The sequence below is a fragment of the Alginatibacterium sediminis genome (genome assembly GCF_003610775.1).
Lineage (GTDB): Bacteria > Pseudomonadota > Gammaproteobacteria > Enterobacterales > Celerinatantimonadaceae > Alginatibacterium > Alginatibacterium sediminis.
Map to the genome: position 1 here is coordinate 442,770 of NZ_RAQO01000006.1, position 21,096 is coordinate 463,865.

At 43.2% G+C, this 21,096-nt stretch carries 21 protein-coding genes; 12 read left to right on the forward strand and 9 right to left on the reverse strand.

Annotation, left to right across the window (positions count from 1 at the left end):
* The first annotated feature begins 82 nt into the window (after positions 1 to 82).
* The gene (locus DBZ36_RS12850) at positions 83 to 535 is read left to right on the forward strand and encodes a YaiI/YqxD family protein (protein ID WP_120355343.1); all 453 of its coding nucleotides are present in this window, start codon (positions 83 to 85) and stop codon (positions 533 to 535) included.
* Here DBZ36_RS12850 and DBZ36_RS12855 read toward each other — a convergent pair.
* Together DBZ36_RS12855 and DBZ36_RS12860 are read right to left on the reverse strand one after the other, a co-directional pair.
* A complete protein-coding gene (locus DBZ36_RS12855; protein WP_120355344.1) occupies positions 515 to 3,310 on the reverse strand; it encodes a diguanylate cyclase in 2,796 nt (931 codons plus the stop codon). The two genes, DBZ36_RS12850 and DBZ36_RS12855, sit on opposite strands and share 21 nt — an antisense overlap.
* Before the next feature lie 148 nt (positions 3,311 to 3,458).
* A complete protein-coding gene (locus DBZ36_RS12860) occupies positions 3,459 to 4,676 on the reverse strand; it encodes a pyridoxal phosphate-dependent aminotransferase (RefSeq protein WP_120355396.1) in 1,218 nt (405 codons plus the stop codon).
* Between the two features lie 161 nt (positions 4,677 to 4,837).
* Between DBZ36_RS12860 and DBZ36_RS12865 the strand changes: the two genes are divergently transcribed.
* The gene (locus DBZ36_RS12865) at positions 4,838 to 5,764 is read left to right on the forward strand and encodes a LysR family transcriptional regulator (protein WP_120355345.1); all 927 of its coding nucleotides are present in this window, start codon (positions 4,838 to 4,840) and stop codon (positions 5,762 to 5,764) included.
* 10 nt (positions 5,765 to 5,774) lie between these two features.
* On the opposite strand, the gene DBZ36_RS12870 is transcribed toward DBZ36_RS12865, so the two are convergent.
* The 6 genes from DBZ36_RS12870 to ubiG all read right to left on the reverse strand — a co-directional run bounded on the left by DBZ36_RS12870 (position 5,775) and on the right by ubiG (position 12,212).
* Positions 5,775 to 6,659 carry a hypothetical protein gene (locus DBZ36_RS12870; protein ID WP_147395025.1) on the reverse strand — a complete coding sequence of 295 codons (885 nt, stop codon included), beginning with the start codon at positions 6,657 to 6,659 and terminating at the stop codon, positions 5,775 to 5,777.
* Positions 6,660 to 6,692: 33 nt separating this feature from the next.
* Entirely contained in the window at positions 6,693 to 6,998 is a 306-nt protein-coding gene (gene yfaE, locus DBZ36_RS12875) for a class I ribonucleotide reductase maintenance protein YfaE (RefSeq protein WP_120355347.1), read from the reverse strand.
* Positions 6,999 to 7,000: 2 nt separating this feature from the next.
* A complete protein-coding gene (gene nrdB, locus DBZ36_RS12880) occupies positions 7,001 to 8,131 on the reverse strand; it encodes a class Ia ribonucleoside-diphosphate reductase subunit beta (protein ID WP_120355348.1) in 1,131 nt (376 codons plus the stop codon).
* Between the two features lie 25 nt (positions 8,132 to 8,156).
* Complete coding sequence (nrdA, locus tag DBZ36_RS12885) at positions 8,157 to 10,454, reverse strand: class 1a ribonucleoside-diphosphate reductase subunit alpha (protein ID WP_120355349.1); 2,298 nt, start codon at positions 10,452 to 10,454, stop codon at positions 8,157 to 8,159.
* A 358-nt stretch (positions 10,455 to 10,812) separates the two neighbouring features.
* The gene (locus DBZ36_RS12890) at positions 10,813 to 11,490 is read right to left on the reverse strand and encodes an HAD family hydrolase (RefSeq protein WP_120355350.1); all 678 of its coding nucleotides are present in this window, start codon (positions 11,488 to 11,490) and stop codon (positions 10,813 to 10,815) included.
* Between the two features lie 5 nt (positions 11,491 to 11,495).
* Entirely contained in the window at positions 11,496 to 12,212 is a 717-nt protein-coding gene (gene ubiG / locus DBZ36_RS12895) for a bifunctional 2-polyprenyl-6-hydroxyphenol methylase/3-demethylubiquinol 3-O-methyltransferase UbiG (protein ID WP_120355351.1), read from the reverse strand.
* 525 nt (positions 12,213 to 12,737) lie between these two features.
* On the opposite strand from ubiG, the gene DBZ36_RS12900 reads away from it, so the two are divergent.
* Complete coding sequence (locus DBZ36_RS12900) at positions 12,738 to 13,622, forward strand: transglutaminase domain-containing protein (protein ID WP_120355352.1); 885 nt, start codon at positions 12,738 to 12,740, stop codon at positions 13,620 to 13,622.
* 196 nt (positions 13,623 to 13,818) lie between these two features.
* Complete coding sequence (locus DBZ36_RS12905; protein WP_147395026.1) at positions 13,819 to 15,192, forward strand: MATE family efflux transporter; 1,374 nt, start codon at positions 13,819 to 13,821, stop codon at positions 15,190 to 15,192.
* Between the two features lie 88 nt (positions 15,193 to 15,280).
* Here the strand turns inward: DBZ36_RS12905 and DBZ36_RS12910 are convergent, their stop codons facing one another.
* Positions 15,281 to 16,072, reverse strand: a complete 792-nt coding sequence (locus DBZ36_RS12910; protein ID WP_120355354.1) for an MBL fold metallo-hydrolase — start codon at positions 16,070 to 16,072, stop codon at positions 15,281 to 15,283.
* 98 nt (positions 16,073 to 16,170) lie between these two features.
* Here DBZ36_RS12910 and DBZ36_RS12915 point away from each other — a divergent pair, with 98 nt between their 5' ends.
* The 8 genes from DBZ36_RS12915 to DBZ36_RS12950 all read left to right on the forward strand — a co-directional run bounded on the left by DBZ36_RS12915 (position 16,171) and on the right by DBZ36_RS12950 (position 20,924).
* Positions 16,171 to 17,187 carry a GlxA family transcriptional regulator gene (locus tag DBZ36_RS12915; protein ID WP_120355355.1) on the forward strand — a complete coding sequence of 339 codons (1,017 nt, stop codon included), beginning with the start codon at positions 16,171 to 16,173 and terminating at the stop codon, positions 17,185 to 17,187.
* A 94-nt stretch (positions 17,188 to 17,281) separates the two neighbouring features.
* Positions 17,282 to 17,638 (forward strand): MerR family transcriptional regulator, encoded by a 357-nt coding sequence (locus tag DBZ36_RS12920; RefSeq protein WP_120355356.1) that lies wholly within the window; start codon positions 17,282 to 17,284, stop codon positions 17,636 to 17,638.
* 58 nt (positions 17,639 to 17,696) lie between these two features.
* Positions 17,697 to 18,068: a carboxymuconolactone decarboxylase family protein gene (locus DBZ36_RS12925; RefSeq protein ID WP_120355357.1), complete on the forward strand. Its 372-nt coding sequence runs from the start codon at positions 17,697 to 17,699 to the stop codon at positions 18,066 to 18,068.
* A 379-nt stretch (positions 18,069 to 18,447) separates the two neighbouring features.
* Entirely contained in the window at positions 18,448 to 18,645 is a 198-nt protein-coding gene (locus DBZ36_RS12930; RefSeq protein WP_147395027.1) for a hypothetical protein, read from the forward strand.
* Between the two features lie 123 nt (positions 18,646 to 18,768).
* Positions 18,769 to 19,476: a 2'-5' RNA ligase family protein gene (locus DBZ36_RS12935; protein ID WP_120355359.1), complete on the forward strand. Its 708-nt coding sequence runs from the start codon at positions 18,769 to 18,771 to the stop codon at positions 19,474 to 19,476.
* Between the two features lie 25 nt (positions 19,477 to 19,501).
* The gene (locus DBZ36_RS12940) at positions 19,502 to 19,993 is read left to right on the forward strand and encodes a GNAT family N-acetyltransferase (RefSeq protein WP_158589098.1); all 492 of its coding nucleotides are present in this window, start codon (positions 19,502 to 19,504) and stop codon (positions 19,991 to 19,993) included.
* Positions 19,994 to 20,091: 98 nt separating this feature from the next.
* Positions 20,092 to 20,490 carry a VOC family protein gene (locus DBZ36_RS12945; protein WP_120355361.1) on the forward strand — a complete coding sequence of 133 codons (399 nt, stop codon included), beginning with the start codon at positions 20,092 to 20,094 and terminating at the stop codon, positions 20,488 to 20,490.
* A gap of 197 nt (positions 20,491 to 20,687) precedes the next feature.
* Positions 20,688 to 20,924 carry a bL33 family ribosomal protein gene (locus tag DBZ36_RS12950; RefSeq protein WP_120355362.1) on the forward strand — a complete coding sequence of 79 codons (237 nt, stop codon included), beginning with the start codon at positions 20,688 to 20,690 and terminating at the stop codon, positions 20,922 to 20,924.
* The last annotated feature ends 172 nt before the right edge of the window (positions 20,925 to 21,096 follow it).

Below are 21,096 nucleotides of genomic sequence, written 5' to 3' on the forward strand. Positions count from 1 at the left end.
GGTTTTTTATGGTGCTCAGCGGCGCAAGTTGTTCCCTAGACTGATATGATAGCAAGCCTTTAGCTAGTTGTAAGAGGTTTGAATGTCCATTTGGGTCGATGCCGATGCGTGTCCCGCGGCAATTAGAGATATCATCATACGCGCAGCAGAGCGTACCAGCCATCATTGTTGTTTTGTTGCGAACCACTATTTGGCTATTCCAAAACGAGAATTCCTGCAGTTTGTCCAAGTTCCGTCTGGGTTTGATGTCGCCGATCATGAAATTGTACGTCGAGCTCAAGCTGGTGATTTGGTGATTACTTCGGATATTCCTTTGGCTGCAGAAGTGATAGAAAAAGGTGGCTTAGGATTGAGTGTTCGCGGTGAGCAGTTTAATGCCAACAGTATTGGTGAACGACTCAATATGCGCGACTTTATGGATACTATGCGCTCGAGCGCCGTCAGTGTAGGTGGCGGACCGCCACCGTTATCAAACACCGATAAACAACAGTTCGCAAATGCGCTAGACCGCTGGTTATCCCAACAAAAGTCTTAGTTCTTGAGTCGATAGCACTGGACTGAGTTGCTGTCCTTGAACAAAGCGAACACTTTGCTGGTTAGCCCAGTCTAGAAGAGCTTGGTTATCAATGCCACTGACAATGATTTGCTTGTCGAGCTGCGCTAAAAGATCAATCAAGCTAAACGAAGTGAGGGCATTCGACTGCGAGTTTTGTTGTTCTTGGACGGCGACTCTAGCAGCTGTTTTACAGCGTGTAATTCCTTCTTGATTTAAAGCATAAAAGGAGGCGTTCTTAGCGCCAAAATCATCAACAACTAAATGCAAACCCATTAACGTGAGTTTATTAATCCCTGCTTTTAGACGAGAGCGACTAAAGTAGCGCTCATCGATGAGCAGAGCCAAGTGTTGTTTTAGTGGTGCATATGAATCAATTTGCTGAAGCAGTTTTTCACTATTGCTAATACTGTGTTGACAAATATGCATCCAAAACTGGAAGTCTGGTTTAGCGGCTAATAAGGCGCTTGACTCGCGACAAAAATGGGTAACTTTTGCTAAGGTCAATTCATCGAGTGCTGTTGACAATCCAAGAACATCCGCGTGCTCGCGTAGTTGATGATAATCGTATTGTTGCTCTTGATAAACCCAAGATATTTTGCATTGCGCTGCAATCGGCTGCTTAGATTTTCGTTCATAAACAATGTCAAAATGGCAGTCAATATTAGCGTTGTTTATAGCCGCTTCAATGGCGCTGCGAAATGCTAAGTTTTGTTTGAGAGATTTAATTCGACTGTCATCAACAAACACAACATCGGTATGATGGTCACGTTTAGCTTCGTACATTGCCAAATCCGTTAAAGACAAAATGTCAGCAAGCTTTAGCTGATTCTTGCTAGCTTGGTAGACGCCAATTGAAGCCCTCAATATAATTTCAGTTTTGAAACCTCTGAGTTTAAAACTAAAGCGTTCAAGCTGGCTTAAGGCGCTGTTGAGTTGTGTTAGATTCAGATTGGAGACCACGATAAATTCATCGCCACCGATCCGATAACCATCGCCACTGCAATATTGACGGATTAACTGGGAATACTTCATTAGTACTTGGTCACCAACATCATGACCATATAAATCATTAATTTCTTTGAATTTGTTCAAGTCTAAGTAAAGCAAACTTTGGGATTCTCGAATTCCTGCTCGATAGCGTTGTACTAATGCCCGACGATTACGTAATTGAGTGAGATTGTCGGTACGGCTTTGGTGGTACAAATACCAAGCGCTTGCCAAAGTTATGGTAAGAATGATCGCTAAGGTTATTTGAAAACGCTGGGCGTAGACATGTTGTTTTTGTAAGTTAGTACGCCAATTTGGCGGTTTGGCATAAGCATTATTAATTTGAGTGGTATCAATAATTTTAAGCGCATCACTAAAGAGATGTGCCAGAGCTTCCCCTCGCGCGCTCTTTACAAAACCCATCGCAATAGAGCTTTCATAGAAACTGCCAATGTGATCATCTTCTTCGATTGTCAATTCGCTGCTAGTCAATAGAAAGTGATTTAGTGTTGAGCGATCAGTTGCAATGTAATCGACCTCAGCATCCAGTAATGCCTTGATGAGTGCATCTTGACTTGGATAGAGTGAAAAGCTTTTATTGGGTAGTAAAAAGGCGAGCAATTCGTGGAAAAAATCATCTTCAATTACCCCGATCCGCTCAACAATTAACTCTGAAATACTGCTATACACATCATTTTTGTAGTTTTGACGTTTGACCATTACTGCTTGTGGGAAAAAGTGAGGCGTACTGAAAAATGCAATTTGTTTACGCGGTTCTGAAATAGTAAGCGGTGCAAGCAAATCAATTTTCTTGTCAATTAGGTCTTGATACATGCTTTCCCAAGTTTCACCGGACTTGCTGACTAACTCACAATTTAGCTGCAATATTTCGCAAGCGGCAAATACGGTATCGGCACTAATTCCAGTTGGTGATTCTGTATCGTCATAGCTAGCAAACGGGTAGGCGTTTTCCAACTTAATGCGAATTGCTTTACGAGGGTCAATACCAAGCTCAAGAATTTGACTTTGTATGGCTCTCATACGGGCTTTAAACTGAAACGAACTGACTGAATGACGCAAGTGACGCTGAATTAGTTCACTTTGGATAAAGGTTGCGAATTCGTTTAGCCGGGTACGGTGCTTGTCTTTGGTTGCTACTAATGAGACGGGTTTAATTGGGATTTCGTTGTTCAACAAGTGGGCGTCGAAACCAGCTTCAAGCAAAGGTCGCAGTAGATTGATAGCATCAACTGTGCCTTGTACATGGCCAGAACTAAGCCAATCCTGAGCTTGCTCTAGGTCATGGTATTCACGGATTTCAAGTTGATTGTTGTAGTGTTTGAGTAATTCTAAATAAATGCTATCGCTTGGAACACCTATTCGTGTCGCTAAATTGAAATCGACGTCTTTACTAAAAAAATAGGTGTATTCAATATTTGTGGGACTAGAGTAATCCAGAACTAAGGAACGAGCCTCGGTGTGAGTGACATTCGCTGCAAAATCACTGTCACCGCTGATGACACCATCTAAAACATCTTCGAAACTGTCATATTTTTTATAGAGAATATCGACATTGAATTGATCTGAAATGGCGTCGAAAAGTGCACGCGTGACAAAATCGTCTGATTCAATTGCAACCGTATAGCGAGGCGGTTCGCCTTGGACATGCGGGTGGTCAGCGAATACGTGGCATGAAAAAACCATTAACGAAAACGTTAGCAAACGGGCAAAGCTTCGGGAAAACAAGGTTTGTAAGGAAAAAAACATCGCGTATCGCTAGGTTAAAATTCTCTTCTAGCTTATCTCTAAACGATGACTTTTGGCAATCGGAACGCTCACAAAAGCTTTAATCATTAAGTTGTGGACTTATTAGAATGCAAACTCTACGCGTGAGTTTGCATTCGTCGCAATGCTGCTATTTTTGTTTATAGCTATCTAAGAAGGTTGCGATTTTACCTATCGCTTCAACTAACTCTTGTTCGCGTGGTAAAAAGACGATCCTAAAGTGGTCTGGTTGAGCCCAATTGAACCCCGTACCTTGCACGACCAAAATTTTCTCTTGTTGCAATAAGTCTAAGGCAAACTGCTGGTCGTCTTTGATTCCAAACTTTTTAGTATCCAATTTCGGAAACAAATACATCGCACCGCGTGGTTTGGTACATGACACACCAGGGATGTCATTGAGTAGGCGCCAAGCAAGTAAGCGCTGCTCGTAGAGGCGCCCACCAGGCACGATAAGCTCATTGATACTTTGGTAACCGCCCAAAGCTGTTTGAATGGCGTGTTGTGCAGGTACGTTTGCGCACAGCCGCATTGAGGCCAGCATATCCAATCCTGCGATATAGTCCTGAGCCAGATGCTTGGCACCGCTAACTAACATCCATCCTGAACGAAAACCACAAACTCGATAAGCTTTTGAAAGCCCGTTAAAAGTAACGGTTAGGATATCGTCACTTAAAGTCGCGAGTGGAATGTGTTGCGCTTCATCGTAAATAACCTTTGAGTAAATCTCATCCGCAAATATGATTAGATTGTGCTCGCGGGCAACTTCTACGATCTGCTCTAATAATTCTCTACTATAGACCGCGCCAGTGGGGTTATTGGGATTAATCACAACGATCCCTTTGGTGCGCGGCGTAATTTTAGCTTTAATGTCTTCTATATCGGGAAACCAATCGGATTGTTCGTCGCATACATAGTGAACAGCGTTTCCGCCAGCTAAGGTTACGGCTGCGGTCCAAAGCGGGTAGTCAGGAGCTGGAACGAGTAAGTCGTCACCGTTGTTGAGTAAGGCTTGCATAGCCATCACTATCAGCTCGCTAACACCATTGCCCAAATAGATGTCTTCAAGTGTGGTACTACGCAGACCTTGTAATTGATAATCATGCATGACCGCTTTGCGAGCAGAGAACAAGCCCTTGCTATCACAATAACCCTGGGCAGTAGGCAGATTTTGAATCACATCAACAAGAATTTCTTCAGGGGCTTCGAAACCAAAAGGGGCAGGGTTGCCAATATTAAGTTTAAGTATACGGTGCCCTTCATCTTCCAGGCGCTTAGCCTGCTTGAGAACTGGACCGCGAATGTCATAACAGACTTGATCCAGTTTTCGTGATTTCTCTATGTTAGCCATTTGTCCTTTGCCCAATTTACTGTTGCCTTATAGCTATTTACGCTAATTTATACTGTCCATGCAAGCGAAAAATCGCGAATTCAGTATCTTATTGCTGTGGCAGCTGCGCAGCTAAGGCTTTTCTTGTTATGATTTGCTTAAGTCAGTAAATTGAAGAGCTTATGTTAGAACTAAAACACCTACGTACTTTAGTGATGTTGCGAGAAACGCAATCCTTAGTTGAAGCTGGCAATCGTTTATATATGACTCAATCGGCTTTGTCGCATCAACTTAAAGATTTAGAAACCAGAATAGGCGCCAGTTTATTTGTACGCAAAAGTAAACCGCTGCGTTTTACCATGGCAGGTCTCAAAGCTTTAGATCTTGCTGATGCCATACTTCCAATGGTGCACGCAACAGAACATGAGCTGCATCGCTTAGTTGAAGGCGAAGCAGGGCGCTTACACTTGGCGATAGAGTGCCACAGTTGCTTTAATTGGTTAATGCCTGCTATCGACCAATATCGGGGCTTATGGCCTGATGTGGAGCTCGACTTTGCCAGCGCCTTTAGTTTTGACCCCTTGCCAGAATTACTTGATGGCGAATTAGACTTAGTGATTACATCTAATCCACAGCCAAGCCCGGGTGTGCGTTATGAGGCCTTGTTTCGATATCAACCCAAACTAGCCCTTGGCTTAGATCATCCGCTTATCAATAAAGCGGTGATTGAACCACAAGACTTTGCCAACGAGACCCTTGTATCGTATCCAGTTGACGCAACCCGTTTAGACTTGTTTCAATTGTTTTTAAAGGACACCCCTTATACGCCAAAGTCGATACGACATGTTGAAATGACTTTAATGATGATGCAGTTAGTCGCGAGCGGTAAAGGCGTTGCCGTGCTGCCTAATTGGGCATTGATTGATTATGAGAAGAAAGGCTATATAAGAACCCGTCGTCTTGGAAAAGAGGATATCTGGCAAACACTTTGGGCAGCGTACCCTAGTGAGCATGCCAACCAGAGTTACTTTCAATCATTTATCGATATTGCTAAGCGGCATTGCTTTGAGTCACTCAAAGGAATCCGAGCAGCGCAGTTATCGCCTTAATCGCTAGCCCTTAAGGTGTCACAATAGCGGGACTAAGTAATCTTGATAGCTGCTCATCAAGCGAGCTTAGGTCCTCGCAAGATTTCGGAATATGCAAACGCGGATTAAGCTTGGCAAAATCACTGAGGTGATAGTTGAGCAATTCTGTTTGCAGCCATTCAAGCGGCTTGGTTTCGCTTTGTTCTAACCAGCGCATTTGTTCTGGCATTTTTTGTTTAAATTGGAGCGATAGTTCATGTAGGCGTTGGCGATAAAGAACTAAAGTCTCATCGTCTAAAAGGCTTTGTACCAGTAGTGTTTCCAAATAAGGCATTAGTACTTCTGCATGGTCAAGAAATACAGAGCTGGTTTGAACCGGTTCAAAATCTTCAGGGTTGCGATATAATGTTCGAATGTTGACCCGCTCAATTTCGCTGTAAGCGCATATATAGTTAGATTTCTGCAACACAATGCTTTGTTCTATCGCTTGCTCGCCTTGGGCGCTTTCCCCAAATAGCCTGCGTAAGGCATGGGCTAAGTCTAGGTTTACTTCAGATTGTTTGAATTCCGAGAGACTAAATAATCGAATCCGATTAGGACGGTCTAAATTAACTCGAATCATGGTGAGTTGATCTTGTTGATGTTCAAATCGATAGATTTGCTGCTGCTCCAAATAGCGTAGCAACAGGGCTTGATCTTCAATTTGGCAATCAACATTAGCTTGGAATACACGGTATTGACCCGGCGCAGTTTGTTGTACGTCACTAACCATAGCCACAAAAAACTCACTGGCGATAGCGGCTTGGCAAACTTGGCTAGAGCGGAACTGTAGTTGATTGTGGGCGCGTACCTGTAGTGTTATATACCAAGCAGCAGCTAGGCTGGCGAGTACAAAGAAGACTAGTTTTAGTCGCATTTGGGTACGCAAAAATACGCTCGTGACGGAAAGTTAAGCTATATGCTGCTTGAGCGGCGGAAGTTTCGCAAGTTCAATTTTACCCACCGGGCGAGCTTGGCAAATTAAAACATCACCTTCAGGGACAAAGGCTAAGGGAGTCGCTTGATACTTTACATCGCCACTAACGAGGCTGCAACGACATGCGCCACATACGCCTTCGCGGCAATGGTACTCAGGAGCAAAGCCACTTTGTTCAAAGGCCTCAAGAATGGTTTGGCTGCCATCGACAACCACTTCAACACCTTCACTAAGTACGCGGCCTTCAGCAAGACCGCGATTGTTAAACGAGTTTGACATGTTTAAAGCTCAAAATCCTCGAAGTCATCGACATGCACAGATGAATCGATTTGCCCTACTAGGTAAGAGCTGATTTCAGCTTCTTGCGGCGCAACTTGCACGTTGTCAGACACTAGCCATGCGTTAATCCATGGGATTGGATTGCTGCGCTCTTCAAAGCAAGGGATAAGACCGACAGCCTGCATGCGTTGGTTGGTGATGTACTCAACATATTGGCACAAAATGTCTTCGTTTAAGCCGATCATTGAACCGTCTTTAAATAGATACTTTGCCCAAAGTTTTTCTTGCTCAGCAGCATCAGTAAACAAACGCCATGCGTCGGCTTCACACTCTTTAGCTATCTCGACCATTTCAGGGTCGTCTTTACCTTCGCGCATCAAGTTAATGATGTGCTGAGTACCAGTAAGATGCAGCGCTTCGTCGCGGGCGATAAGTTTAATGATTTTAGCGTTACCTTCCATCAACTCACGTTCTGCGAACGCAAACGAGCAGGCAAAACTGACATAAAAACGAATGGCTTCAAGCACATTGACCGACATGATACACATGTATAGTTTTTTCTTGAGTTCACGTACCGACACGTTGATGGTTTCGCCATCGACAATGTGCTCACCTTCGCCGTGAAGATGGTAAAGCGAGGTATGTTTAATCAACACATCGTAGTAGCCAGCGATATCGTTAGCCCGCGCTAAAATCTCTTCGTTTTTAAGAATGTCATCGAACACCTCCGACGGATTGTTCATCACATTACGAATGATATGCGTATATGAACGCGAGTGAATGGTTTCACTAAAGGCCCAGGTTTCAATCCATGTTTCAAGTTCGGGGATAGACACCAAGGGCAGTAAAGCCACGTTGGGCGACCGACCTTGAATACTATCAAGCAAAGTTTGGTACTTTAGATTGCTGATAAATATGTGCTGCTCATGCGCCGGCAATTTATTGTAGTCGATGCGATCTCGGCTAACGTCCACTTCTTCGGGACGCCAAAAGAAAGACAGTTGCTTTTCGATTAACTTTTCGAAAATTTCATGTCGCTGTTGGTCGTAACGTGCAATGTTTACCGGTTGTCCAAAGAACATTGGTTCTTTAGTCGCGTCATTGGCATGTTGGGTGAAAATTGAATAACTCATTTTAGTGTCCTATACCTTAACCCGGTTAAATTTTACAAGCGCCGCCAGCACAATCATCATCTTCAACTTCGATAACCTCGGTGACTTTACCGTCTTCAAATTTGTCGGACGCGCCATCTCGAGTGTTATGGTAATACAGCGTTTTAACACCGTATTTGTAGGCGGTTAGCAAGTCACCAATTAAGTTTTTCATGGGGACCCGTCCACCGTCGAAGCGATTAGGGTCGTAGTTAGTGTTGGCTGAAATTGATTGGTCAACAAACTTTTGCATAACGCCAACTAGTTTCAAATAGCCATCATTGTTTGGAATATCCCAAAGCAATTCATAGTTATCTTTATACTTGGCAAAATCTGGAACAACTTGCTTCAAAATACCATCTTTACTAGCTTTCACGCTGACATATCCGCGTGGTGGCTCAATGCCGTTGGTCGCATTAGAAATTTGGCTTGAAGTCTCTGAAGGCATGAGTGCAGACAAGGTTGAATTACGTAGACCATGGGTCTTAATTTCTTCGCGTAGTTCTTCCCAATCCAAATGCAGTGGCTCAGATGTGAATTTGTCTAAGCTGCGCTTGTAAGTGTCAATGGGCAACACGCCTTGCGAATACGTGGTTTCATTGAACCAAGGGCAAGCGCCTTGTTCTTTGGCTAAACGCATGGAAGCTTTTAGCAACCAAAACTGAATGGCTTCAAAGGTTTTATGAGTTAGGTTGTTAGCGCTACCGTCTGAATAGCGAACGCCGTTTTTAGCTAAATAATAAGCGTAATTAATCACACCTATGCCCAAGGTACGACGACCCATAGAGCCATTTAAGGCCGCTTTAATCGGGTAGTCTTGATAATCAAGCAAACTGTCCAAGGCACGTACTGCAAGATCTGCAAGTTCTTCGAGTTCATCAAGGTTTTCGATAGCACCTAAATTGAAGGCCGACAGCGTACATAAGGCAATTTCGCCTTCTTCATCATTAATATGACGCAAAGGTTTAGTTGGCAGTGCAATTTCCAAACACAAGTTAGATTGACGAACCGGCGCTTGGCTTGGGTCAAACGGACTGTGGGTATTACAGTGATCAACGTTTTGAATATAGATACGGCCAGTTGAGGCACGTTCTTGCATCAGTAGTGCGAATAAGTCGACCGCTTTGATGCTTTCATGCTTGATACTTGGGTCTTGCTCATATTGAACATATAGCTTTTCGAAAAGTGCTTGGTCTTCGAAGAAAGCATCATAAAGCCCGGGTACATCACTAGGTGAGAACAAGGAGATATTTGCGCCCTCAATGAGACGCTTGTACATCAACTGGTTAAGTTGAACTCCGTAGTCCATATGACGAACGCGGTTTTCTTCAACGCCGCGGTTATTCTTAAGTACCAACAGACCTTCAACTTCACGATGCCAAATTGGGTAGAACAAAGTGGCCGCACCACCACGAACGCCACCTTGTGAGCAACATTTTACCGCGGTTTGGAAATACTTATAAAACGGTACACAACCGGTGTGGAAGGCTTCGCCACCACGAATTTCACTACCTAGTGCACGAATACGGCCGGCATTGATGCCAATACCTGCGCGTTGCGAAACATAAGTCACAATTGAGCTTGCGGTTGCGTTGATAGACTCTAGGCTATCGTCACATTCGATCAATACGCAGGAGCTAAATTGGCGAGTAGGAGTACGTACACCACTCATGATCGGTGTAGGGAGTGAGATTTTAAACAGTGACGTAGCATCGTAAAAACGACGTATGTATTCCATACGCGTGGCTTTATCGTAGTTAGCAAATAAGCACGCTGCGACCAAAATATATAGGAACTGAGCGCTTTCGAACACCTCACCAGTCACTCGGTTCTGAACTAGATATTTGCCTTCAAGTTGTTTAACCGCTGCATACGAAAAATTCATATCGCGCCAGTGATCAAGATACTTGTCCATTTCATTGAATTCTGCTTCAGTGAAATCGTTAAGCAGATGCATATCGTAGCGGCCAGCCTCACATTGTTTTACCACATGTTGGTAAAGTGTCGGTGGCTCAAACTGACCATAAGCTTTTTTACGTAAGTGGAATACCGCTAATCGCGCAGACAAAAATTGATAGTCAGGTGTTTCTTGAGAGATTAAGTCTGCAGCAGACTTAATGATGGTTTCATGAATGCTTTCGGTACTAATACCATCATAAAACTGAATGTGAGATTTTAGCTCTACCTGTGACACTGAAACGTTATCAAGTCCTTCAGCGGCCCAAGCTATCACGCGGTGAATTTTTTCTAGATCCAGCGCTTCTTTTTGACCATTACGTTTGCTAACTAATAGCGATGTATTCATTACTGTGGAAATCCTCTAGCTTGCACCCTATCCGCAATCAATAAAGCTTTTCTCAATTGTGTTGAGATTCTTCATTAGGCACAAGATGTAGTGTTTAATCTTTATGAACATACAAGATAGTGAGGTTTGCCACAAATTTCAAGGTACAAAATATTGAACAAGATGTGCATAACTCTACAAATAACTAACCAGTTGGTAAGCACTAACCATAAGCTCTTGAAAGCCAAACCGCTACGCGAAAATCAAGTTATTTTTACAGCTTTTTTTGAAGGGGATAAAAATATTTTGTTCGCCTACGCTTTAAACATATCGACGATTATGCTGGCAGTTTTGTGAGCCAGCCAACATAGCCATTCATTTAAGTTGCTGCATGATTGTCAAAATGACTTTTTAAAAAGTGGATTAGTTGCGAGCTAAGCTCTAGCACGTGATCTGGCTCCCAATTTTGCTGGCGCTCTAGCGGGCTCAAATAACCCCAGTTTGCCTGAAGACTAAACATGTCGGCACGATTACCTGCTTCAATGTCGCGTTGCGCATCACCAACATAGATACTTTCAGACGGATTGGCTTGCAGATGCTCACACGCGACATACAAAGGCATTGGATGCGGTTTTTTTTGCTCTAGGCTGTCGCCACCAAGTAAGATTTGGCAGCTAGCAAAGCTAGGGTAGTGGTCTAATAAGGGATCAGCCAAATAAAAAGGCTTGTTGGTGACAACGCCCCAGGCAATACCGGATTCATTGAGCCATTGCAGCGCCGCCTCGATACCGGGATAAAACTGGGTGTGTATTGCGAGGTTTTGTGCGTAGTAATCTAAAAGCTGCTGGCGCAACTGGGGTAAGTTAAAGCGCGTTATATCGCTCCCAAAACCTTCGTTCAACAAGCCAACCGCACCATGTGAGGCTAACTGCTGGGCTTTTGCTAAGCTTATGGGATCGAAGCTATGGTCTTGCAACACATGATTAGCTGCTGCCATAAGATCTGGCGCGGTATCAAGTAGCGTGCCATCCAAATCAAAAAGTACACAGCGCATCATGGTTTCTAATCCTTGGGTAAATGCAGGCTAAGCATATAATTCACATCAACATTGCGACTTAAACTTAGGCGTTCAATCCACGGTATAAAGCTAACACCTTTAATGTCATCGCACAGCAAGCCCTGTGCATCACACCAAGTGAGTAACTCAGAGGGGCGAATAAACTTAGCGTGCTGATGGGTGCCCTTTGGTACTATCTTTAGTATTTTTTCAGCAGCTTCTATCATTAGTATTCGCGAGGCGAAAGTACGGTTAATGGTTGAGACCACTAATCTACCGCCGGGTTTAAGCATGTGCTTACAGGCAGCAATAACGGAGCTTGGATCAGGGACATGCTCTAGCATTTCCATGCAGGTAATTAGGTCAAACCGAGCTGGGTTCTCTAGCGCCATTTGTTCAGCACTGGTTTGTTGATAGTCCAGTGTGGTTTGAGTCTCAAGGGCGTGCAATTTCGCCACTTGAATTTGCTCCGCTCCCATGTCAATTCCAGTGACTTGGGCTTGGCGTTTGGCCATGGATTCGCTTAATACACCCCCGCCGCAGCCAAGATCTAAGACGTCTAAGCCAAATAATCCGCCCACTTGGTCTTCAATGTAGTTCAAACGTAGCGGGTTAATTTGGTGCAAGGTTTTAAACTCGCCTTCAGGATCCCACCAGGTTTGGGCAAGGCTAGCAAAGTGCTCAATTTCTTTTAAATCAACGTTTTGTTCGGCACTATTCAATGGAAAATCCTTACACTTTCTTTGGTTAGACCGGCAGTATAGAGCTTCGGCTTTGGTGCTGCGAGATCTTTAAACACAAAATTCTGCGTTTATGCTCAAGCGAACAATACCGAGCAAGCTCTAGCTTGGGATTGCGTTGGCAAAGATGCTTTACTTGAGTAATGGGGGCGAGATTCGAACTTGCTTGCTTCGCAGGCAATAATACCAATTCTACAAACTATATAATCTACTTAGTAGACTACAATCACTTGTCTCGGCGCTAAAAAACGGTGCCATTAGGTCAACGATTTACTATGATATTTTTATAGGTTTTAGCAATTCTATATACAATTAATGGCGACCAACTAATGAATGGGAAAAGTATAATTGTTTAGAATTTTGGCGCCGAGCGGCGTCCAAGTAATACACTGACTTAATGTATCAAGCTGAAGCATACTGTTATAGAAAGGACATTTAGCCTGTTCTAGTCACTGGCTATTTGGGCGAAGCCTTATTAACAGCCGACAAAAAATGCCAAGGATGGAAATGGAAACACAATATTACCAGCAGATAAGTGAATATACTGACCCTATACACCATCGGTCTTTAATTCAGACCTTACCCAATGACATTGAGCAGCTGTGTGGCTTCGTACAAAACTTGCTGGTCCATGCCTATTGGTTAGGTAAATATGATGTAGAAGTCGAAGATTCGGTAAAGCATTCAGAGATGCAAACGCGCTATGCGAAGGATATTCTTAACTTGGCCGCATCGAAGTCAGCCCTGCCTATAAATAAAAAAAGAATACCAAGCGAACGAGTCGTCAGTATTTGTAGAGATTTTTCGCTGATTTTATGTGCTGTGTTGAGAACCAAAGGAGTTGCTGCTCGTACTCGCTGTGGTTTTGCAACTTACCTTACTCCTGAGCTCTTTGAGGACCATTGGATATGTGAATATTGGGATCAAGGTCAATCGCGTTGGATTAGGGTAGATGCGCAACTCGATAGCACCCATTTACAAGAACTAAACATAGACTTTAACCCTTGTGATGTTCCCGAATCTCGTTTCTTATACGCGGGAGATGCATGGCAGCTTTGCAGAAATGAAAAAGCTTCGCCAGCAAAGTTTGGGATCTTATCCTTGAATGGATTACCGTTTATTAAAGGTAATCTCATCCGTGACCTATTTTCGCTAAATAAGATTGAGTTGCTGGCTTGGGATACTGGATGGGGCATACTTCCGCATTATATGAGCCCTATTTTAAATACCGACGAAATGGATTTACTAGACCAATTGGCGATGGTTAGTAAAGAGTCAGATGTATTGAAAGCTAAACAAGCGCTTGCCTCTCAATCAGGAATAGGATTCCCTGTTGATTGGAGTTTGACAATGGCGCCTTCGATAACTGACCTATATGCGCAATACAGCTAAGGCCTTAGCTAGTTGTTTATTCCAATGAAAGGAAAAGCCCATCGGCGTAAGATAGATGCTTAACCAATAAAACAACGTGCTAATCAAGGTAATGCATAGTTGTGGCCAAGACCTTTAAATTAAAACAAGATATTTGTTTGGTGATGTTTCTAAACCAAACAAGCTTTTTACCGCAAAACACCCACTTGAGATCTTAATGGAAACCACTGCTAGTCAAGACAATAGCGCTCTAGATGGGCCTATTTTAGTCACATTTTTGAAATACTTGTTTCCTGCCTTAGTTGGCATGTTAGCGATGGGTTCGGCTTCGATCGTCGACGGTATCTTTATTGGAAATTTTGTTGGTGTCCCAGCCTTAGCAGCCGTTAATTTGATCATTCCAATTTTGACGGTACTTTTTGGCGTGGCCCTGATGCTGTCAATTGGTGGTTCAGTTAGAGCGGGTAAATATCTAGGTCAAAGAAATCAAGTAGCAGCTTCGGCTATATTCAGCAAAACTCTCGTTATTACAGTTGTCTACGCAATTGTTCTCATTGTGCTTGGTCTACTCTTTGAAACGGCTTTGTTTCGTTTATTAGGTGCTGATGAATCTCTCGCCCAGTTGATGAGTCAATATTATCGTGTCATTTTGCCATTCTTGTTAGCACAGATAATCACCATTGTTCTGTACTTTTTTATTAAACTTGATGGCTTCCCCTCACTTGCGGCCACCGCTTTAGTGGCCGGAGCCATATTTAATATTGGTCTCGATTATCTATTTATTGTTGTATTCGACTGGGGACTGAGCGGCGCCGCATGGGCCACTGGTTTATCCCAAGTTTTTCCAGTACTCACCTTAATGACCTACTTTTTTAGTCGCAAACGAAAGCTGCGTTTTTCGCTGCGTCAGAAAAATTGGTCGGAAGTATTTCAAGCGGCTTATAACGGTTTATCTGAGTTTATTAACGAAACCTCGGGTGGGATTATCGCTTTTATTTTTAACTTGTTAATTATTTCTCGTGCCGGCGTTGAAGGGGTTGCGGCAATCACAGTCTTGAATTACTTGTTGATGATTGGATTTATGATTTACTTTGCAATTGCTGACACCGCTCAAGTGATGATTAGTCAAAATTTTGGGGCGCAAAACGTGCAGCGTCTAAAGCAATTGCTAAAGATCTGCTTTGCGATGACGACTATCGTTAGTTTGCTCACTATTGGGGTGTTGCTAGTGTTCAAAGAAGCGCTAATCTATACTTTCCTTAGCGACGAAGGTACCCAGGCAACGGTAGCGATAGCGACCACCTTTGTTGACTACGTTTGGCCGATGTTTATATTTGCGGGTGCAAACATGATCATTTCAGGGTACCTCACGGCTATTCATTTACCCTTCCAATCCGGTGTCATCTCCTTGTGTCGTAGCCTAATTTTCCCAGCGTCGCTTTTAGTGTTGTTTTTTATCTTATTTGACAACAACCTATTCGTGATTGCATTGCCCATTGGTGAGTGTATTACCTTTTTAATAGCCTTTGCTTATTTTATTCGTCATCAGCCGCAGCGGGCTATCGACGATGATATGGCCAAAAATTCGTAAATGCCCCGCGAAACATGTCCGTCGCCATTTTTTAAGCGTAAGTTAGTTCAGGTCGTTCAAATAGAACGACCTAGGCAATAATTTTGTTCTAGAAGTCCAACACATCGCCATCGAGGGGGATCAAAACCTTGTTGTCTAGTCCGTGCGCTTTTAACAATTCTAGTAATGTTGTTCTATCAACGGGGCAGTGGTTTAGTGCCTCCATATGGTTTGCTACAACCAAACCAGGGGACAGTTTAATAAAAGTTAGTAACTCGTCTTTACTCATCAGTAAGGCTTTACCGACATCCATCTGAGCTTCCCCTGCAGCCACCACTGTAATGTCAGGCTTTAACTCAGCCAAAGCGCGCCTTACATGCTCGTTAAGCACGGTATCGCCACTAATATACAGTGAAGGCTCGTTTGGAAGTTCTAGGTAAAATCCGCAACCATTGGCCATAAATTTATGGATCCAACCGTGGCCATGCTGTGCAGGAATCGCGGTGAGCTTTCCGCCAAGATAGTCAATCGTTTGCCAATTGCGAACGCCATGCGCAACATTAATTCGATATTTCTCCAAATAGGCTTGGTCCTTTTTCGGTGTGACAACAGGAATATCGTGGTCGCTAAGAAATATCTCTCCTGCTGCATCCAAGTGGTCGCTGTGTTGTAATGGTTTGAATCCAAATGTTTGACTGTGCGTGATGAGTGCATGGTTTACCTTACTTAAGATAGCCTTAGCGTTTTCTGGAAGATCAACCGTGGGGTTTCGGCGGCGCTTGAAGCGCAGCACTGAGAAAGGTGGCAATGAGCCTTTTGCACCCAACATCGGGTCCACTAAAATAAATTTGCCGTTCGATTCAATCACAAAACTGGCGCTGCGTAAGTGGTGGATTTTCATGTTTTTTCCATTCATTAATATGATGCTTAGCATTTTGCAATGATTAGAAAATATGCAACACTGGCCACAAGGACACTTATCGCTTCAATTGGGTCAAAATGAATAAAACGAACATCAAAAAAGTAGCGCTTGTGGCCTTTGAAGGCATAAGTGCGTTTCACCTGTCTGTCCCTTGCTTGGTCTTTCAAGACGCCTTGAATCAGCTTCAGCAACGCTTTGAACTTAAGATCTGCAGCTTGTCGACCAATGAAATTGCTTCTGGCTCTGGCTTTAATGTTGTTGTTAATCATGACATCAGTATTTTGGATGGTGCTGACATTATCATTGTACCGAGTTGGCCCAATGCACTGCCAAAACCTAGTACAGAGTTGATTGACAAGTTAGTGTTGGCGCATCAACGCGGTGCGATTTTAGTTGGGCTGTGTTTGGGGGCCTTTGTGATAGCTGAGACAGGGCTGTTAGATGGTAAAACTGCGACCACGCATTGGGCATTTACCGAGCAATTCACCCAGCGTTTCCCAAATGTAGGCTTTGATAGCGAGCCTCTGTATATCGACCAGGGTCAATTGCTGACTTCTGCAGGGATCGCCGCTTCATTGGATTGTTGTCTACATCTCATTCGCCGGCTTTGTGGCAGTGACATTGCTAATCAGTTGGCGCGGGTAATGGTTACTGCGCCATTTCGAACCGGCGGCCAAAAACAATATATCCCCAGTCCGGTTCCCAAGCGTCCAGAGCAAGCGACCAGCTTGACTCAAGTAATTGATCAAGTGGAGCAATCCATAAATCAAACACACAGCTTAGATAGTTTAGCGAAAAAGTGTGCAATGAGCCGACGGACCTTTACCCGCCAGTTTAAATCAGTTTACGGATGTACTTTTAGTCTTTGGATATTGAATCAGAGACTTAAGTTAAGTCAGCAGCTATTGGAAAGTCATGACGAACCGATCTCGAAAGTAGCTGAATTGTCCGGTTTTGGTTCAGAGAGTGCATATAGGAAACAATTTAAAATAGCCTTTAGGATTTCGCCCTCCCAGTGGCGAAGCCAGTTCAGTGGCTCGAAGAACCCCAAGCGTGTTGCGGGTGAACAAAGGCAATCAGAGTTGTTATCCTAATTAAACGAGGTATTCGGTGGGTAATGAAACGCGCATTGCGTGTATTTTCGCTAGTGCTAGATGTATTTAGCTTTAATTCTGAGGAACCTAGACCATGAACATGAGTGAGTTTTCGAGCTTGGTTAAAATATCTAGCCATACGCTTCGTTACTACGAAAAAATTGGTTTGCTGAAGAACGTTCAAAGAAATTCAAGCCGCCACCGAGAGTACTCAAACAAAGATCTTAACTGGATAAGCTTTGTGAAGCGCTTAAAAGATACTGGTATGCCGCTATCTGAAATTAAAAGCTATGCTGATTTACGTGAGCTAGGACCAAGCACACTGCAGCAGCGTCAAGAACTGCTCGAGTTACATCAACGTCAGTTGGAAGCGCATATTAAATTACAACAACTGTATCTGTTGCAACTCGAAACCAAAATCAATTTGTATAAGCAGGGAAAAGTGAGTTGACTTAGAGTGAACTCTAAGTTGTACAGTGAGTCTTCTAGTAACCAAAGGAAGACTACACATGGAACACTCAAGATTTGAGCGCGGTATGCAAAACTTGTCCAATATTGACGGTGAGGCAGGGCATAAGGTCATCGAAAGTTTACAAGATATTTGCCCTGATCTCGCTCGCTTTACCATTGAATATCCGTTTGGCGATATTTATTCCAGGCCTGGTTTAGATTTAAAGTCGCGAGAGATAGCAACCGTAGCTGCCTTGTCTGCGCTCGGCAATTGCAAACCACAGCTTAAAGTACATTTGAATGCAGCGTTGAATGTCGGTTGCAGCGAAAACGAACTTAAAGAAGTCATCCTCCAGATGTCCGTTTATGCGGGCTTTCCTGCGGCGCTAAATGCAATGTTTGCATTTAAAGAAGTGCTCGATGAACGATAGTGTTAATCACATAATTTGATTCACAACGTCGACAACATTGATAAGCGAGAGCCTTGCGTGCTGCTCAACTAAACGTGGCTTTCGATTGCGGCTCAAAACTTGGCACAAATATGGATGTCGTCAGTAGCACCAATAGTGTGGGGAGTTTGGAATGATAATAGGCGCAGCTCATTTGCATGCCAAGCGAGTTGATATCGAGCTTATACCATTGTTATTAATTTGTTGGTCTTTATTTGTCGTATATGGAATTGCTTAGATAAAGGAAAGAATCGCAGTTACTAGTTGACCTAATGACACCACTGTTGATGCTGATATCAGTGACTGTAGTCGGCTAGGTTGATTAAATGTTTAGTGGGGTAGCTATGCACACTATGCTCAGATGTCGAACGATCTAGATATGTGGTCCATGATGGCAAATTACTATGGAGATAGTGACAAGTTTGAAAGTTACGGTTCGTCTGCGATATGGGAACGCGATAGAAACTGTGTTTCACATCTAGTTTGCGCCCAAACCGGATTATTAGCGATCAATATCAATAGTGAAGAATCATTTTCACTAGCCATTGATGAAAGCTAAGTTACTGCGCTACATACAATTATGCTTGAATATATAGGCCTTGGCATTCCAATTTATCAATGATATGAATATGATGAGTTGGTTTGATAGAAATAACAACAGAGCCTGAAATTTGGGATGTGTATGATTCAACATATATATGATGAGATGTGGGAGAACTTTAGCAGTGGCCTGATCCTAAATCAGTATCAACTGGATCCCAATATCCATAGTTCTAACGATACTCGTCGCGGTATCACCGCCCTAGCTTACCTTCATACTAATAATCAGTCGGTTAGCCAAGCGATCGACAGCTTTGCAAAGCAAGTGTCTTTGATTGAACCCCAGCAATACTATCATCCCATTGATGAGCTTCATTTAACGCTGCTAGCGATTATTTCTTGTGTGGCTGGCTTCGAACTATCGCAGATAGATTCTCGCCGTTATTCGGACATTTTTAACGACGTTATGGCCAGTAGTGAGCCAATAACCATACATTTTAGAGGCATCACTGCATCCGCTTCATGCATTGTTGTGCAAGGCTTCCCAGCGGACAGTGCCTTGAACGATTTGCGTGCAAAATTTAGGGCCGCATTTAAACGTTCAGGCTTGCGCACCAGTATTGACTCGCGCTATGAGTTAGTGATAGCGCATACTTCGGTGGTGCGGTTTTGCGCGCCTCTGCAAAATAGTCAACAACTACTTGAGCTATGTAAACGCTATAAAAACTATGATTTTGGCAGTGTTGTACTACGCGACATTGAGCTGGTGTTTAACAATTGGTATCAGAACTTGTCTTGTACTCACTCCTTAGCGCAGCATGTAATGGATAAGCAAACGGCGCAGCTTTGAGTAACGCTTTTTTAGAGAAATATTCGTGGTTAGAATTAGAAACATACGCCAACAAGACGTGCCGTCAGTACAACGTTACGCATCTGATCCAAGCATTGGGCAAACCAGCAATGTACCGTCGCCTTATCCAATTGATGGGGCCATGCAGTGGTATAGCCATGTACAAAAATTGATTGCCCAGGGTAGTTCACAAGTTTTTGTTATTGAATATTTGGGGCAGTTTGCTGGGATTATCAGTTTGAACAATATTTGCTTTGACCAATCACGGGCCAACATTGATTATTGGGTACGAGAAGACTTACAGGCTAAAGGCATTGCTACCAGTGCACTTAGACTTGCCCTACAAGGGCTTAAAGAAGAAGGCATCCGCAACTGTTTTAGTGGCTGCCTTGCAAGGAACATCGGCTCACAAAAAGTGCTTTTAAATAACGGTTTTGGGCTAGACCAAACAATTGAGGCTAACGAGGGTAAATTCAAAGGCGAAACTCTGACACTATTCTCAGGAGCAATTAGCTAGGCATGTACAGCTGGTTGTACTCGCGCGGCAACATTGAGCGTTACTGCAATCCCAACAAGACTGATGTTTAAAGCCAACCAACAATACAAGGCGATACAATGATCCCCAAAACAGCGAAACTCAGAGTGGCTAGGCCGACCGATAATCTAACTGACATTACCAACATGTATGTTGAGGGTCTTGGCTTTGAGTTACTGGGTAGCTTTGATGACCACAATGGCTTTGATGGCTCAATTCTTGGGCACCCACACCACAACTACCACTTAGAGTTTACTCACCACAGAGGAAGCAAATCGGGCAGGGCGCCTAGCCAAGACAATTTGTTAGTGTTCTATTTTTGCGAGCCATCAGTCTGGGATCACTGTTGCCAGCAAATGTTGAGTGCTGGCTTCACAGCCGTTGCCAGCTATAACAACTATTGGGATCTGCTTGGTAAAACCTTTGAAGATGTCGATGGATATCGCGTGGTATTGCAGAATCGAGAGTGGACTGCTTAAGAACCAGCCCCCATGCTTAGTTATTCTCATTGTTGCTTAGTATTACTCGAGTAATACCGAGTAATACTAAGAGAGAGAATTAACAATAATACCAAGACACCCATAACAGTGGCACTCTCAAGATGATGTTCTAAGCTTGAAAACTTATCATGGGTGTCTTGTTGTTTCCTATAAAAATGAAATAGGGGGGTCAAATAATGTTGAAGAAATTTTGTAAACAATGCGGCAAAGAAACTGAGCATAAAGAAGTTATTAAGCAGAAGCCTTCAAAGTACGGTAAAAGTAGAAAAGAACAATTTAAAGCTTTTCTATCAGGTTTTTTTGGAGGCGTAGCTAGTCCAGTCGGTGCGTCGTTGGATCTAATTGATAGGTATGTTGTTTGTACAAAATGTGGTAATAAAAAGCTAGAAAATCTTGGCGATGAGTTTCAGTAACGTGTACTTTTTTTCGATGTTTGTTAATTCGTTTATTTGTAGTTAAGTTAACTAACAAGTTAATCAACTGGAAGTATTATGTGCCATCATTTTTGCAAAATAAAAATCTTCTAAAATAACACTAAGCTACATGCCAGTTATTAATGAGTTAGGCTACAAGCATTTGCTATAA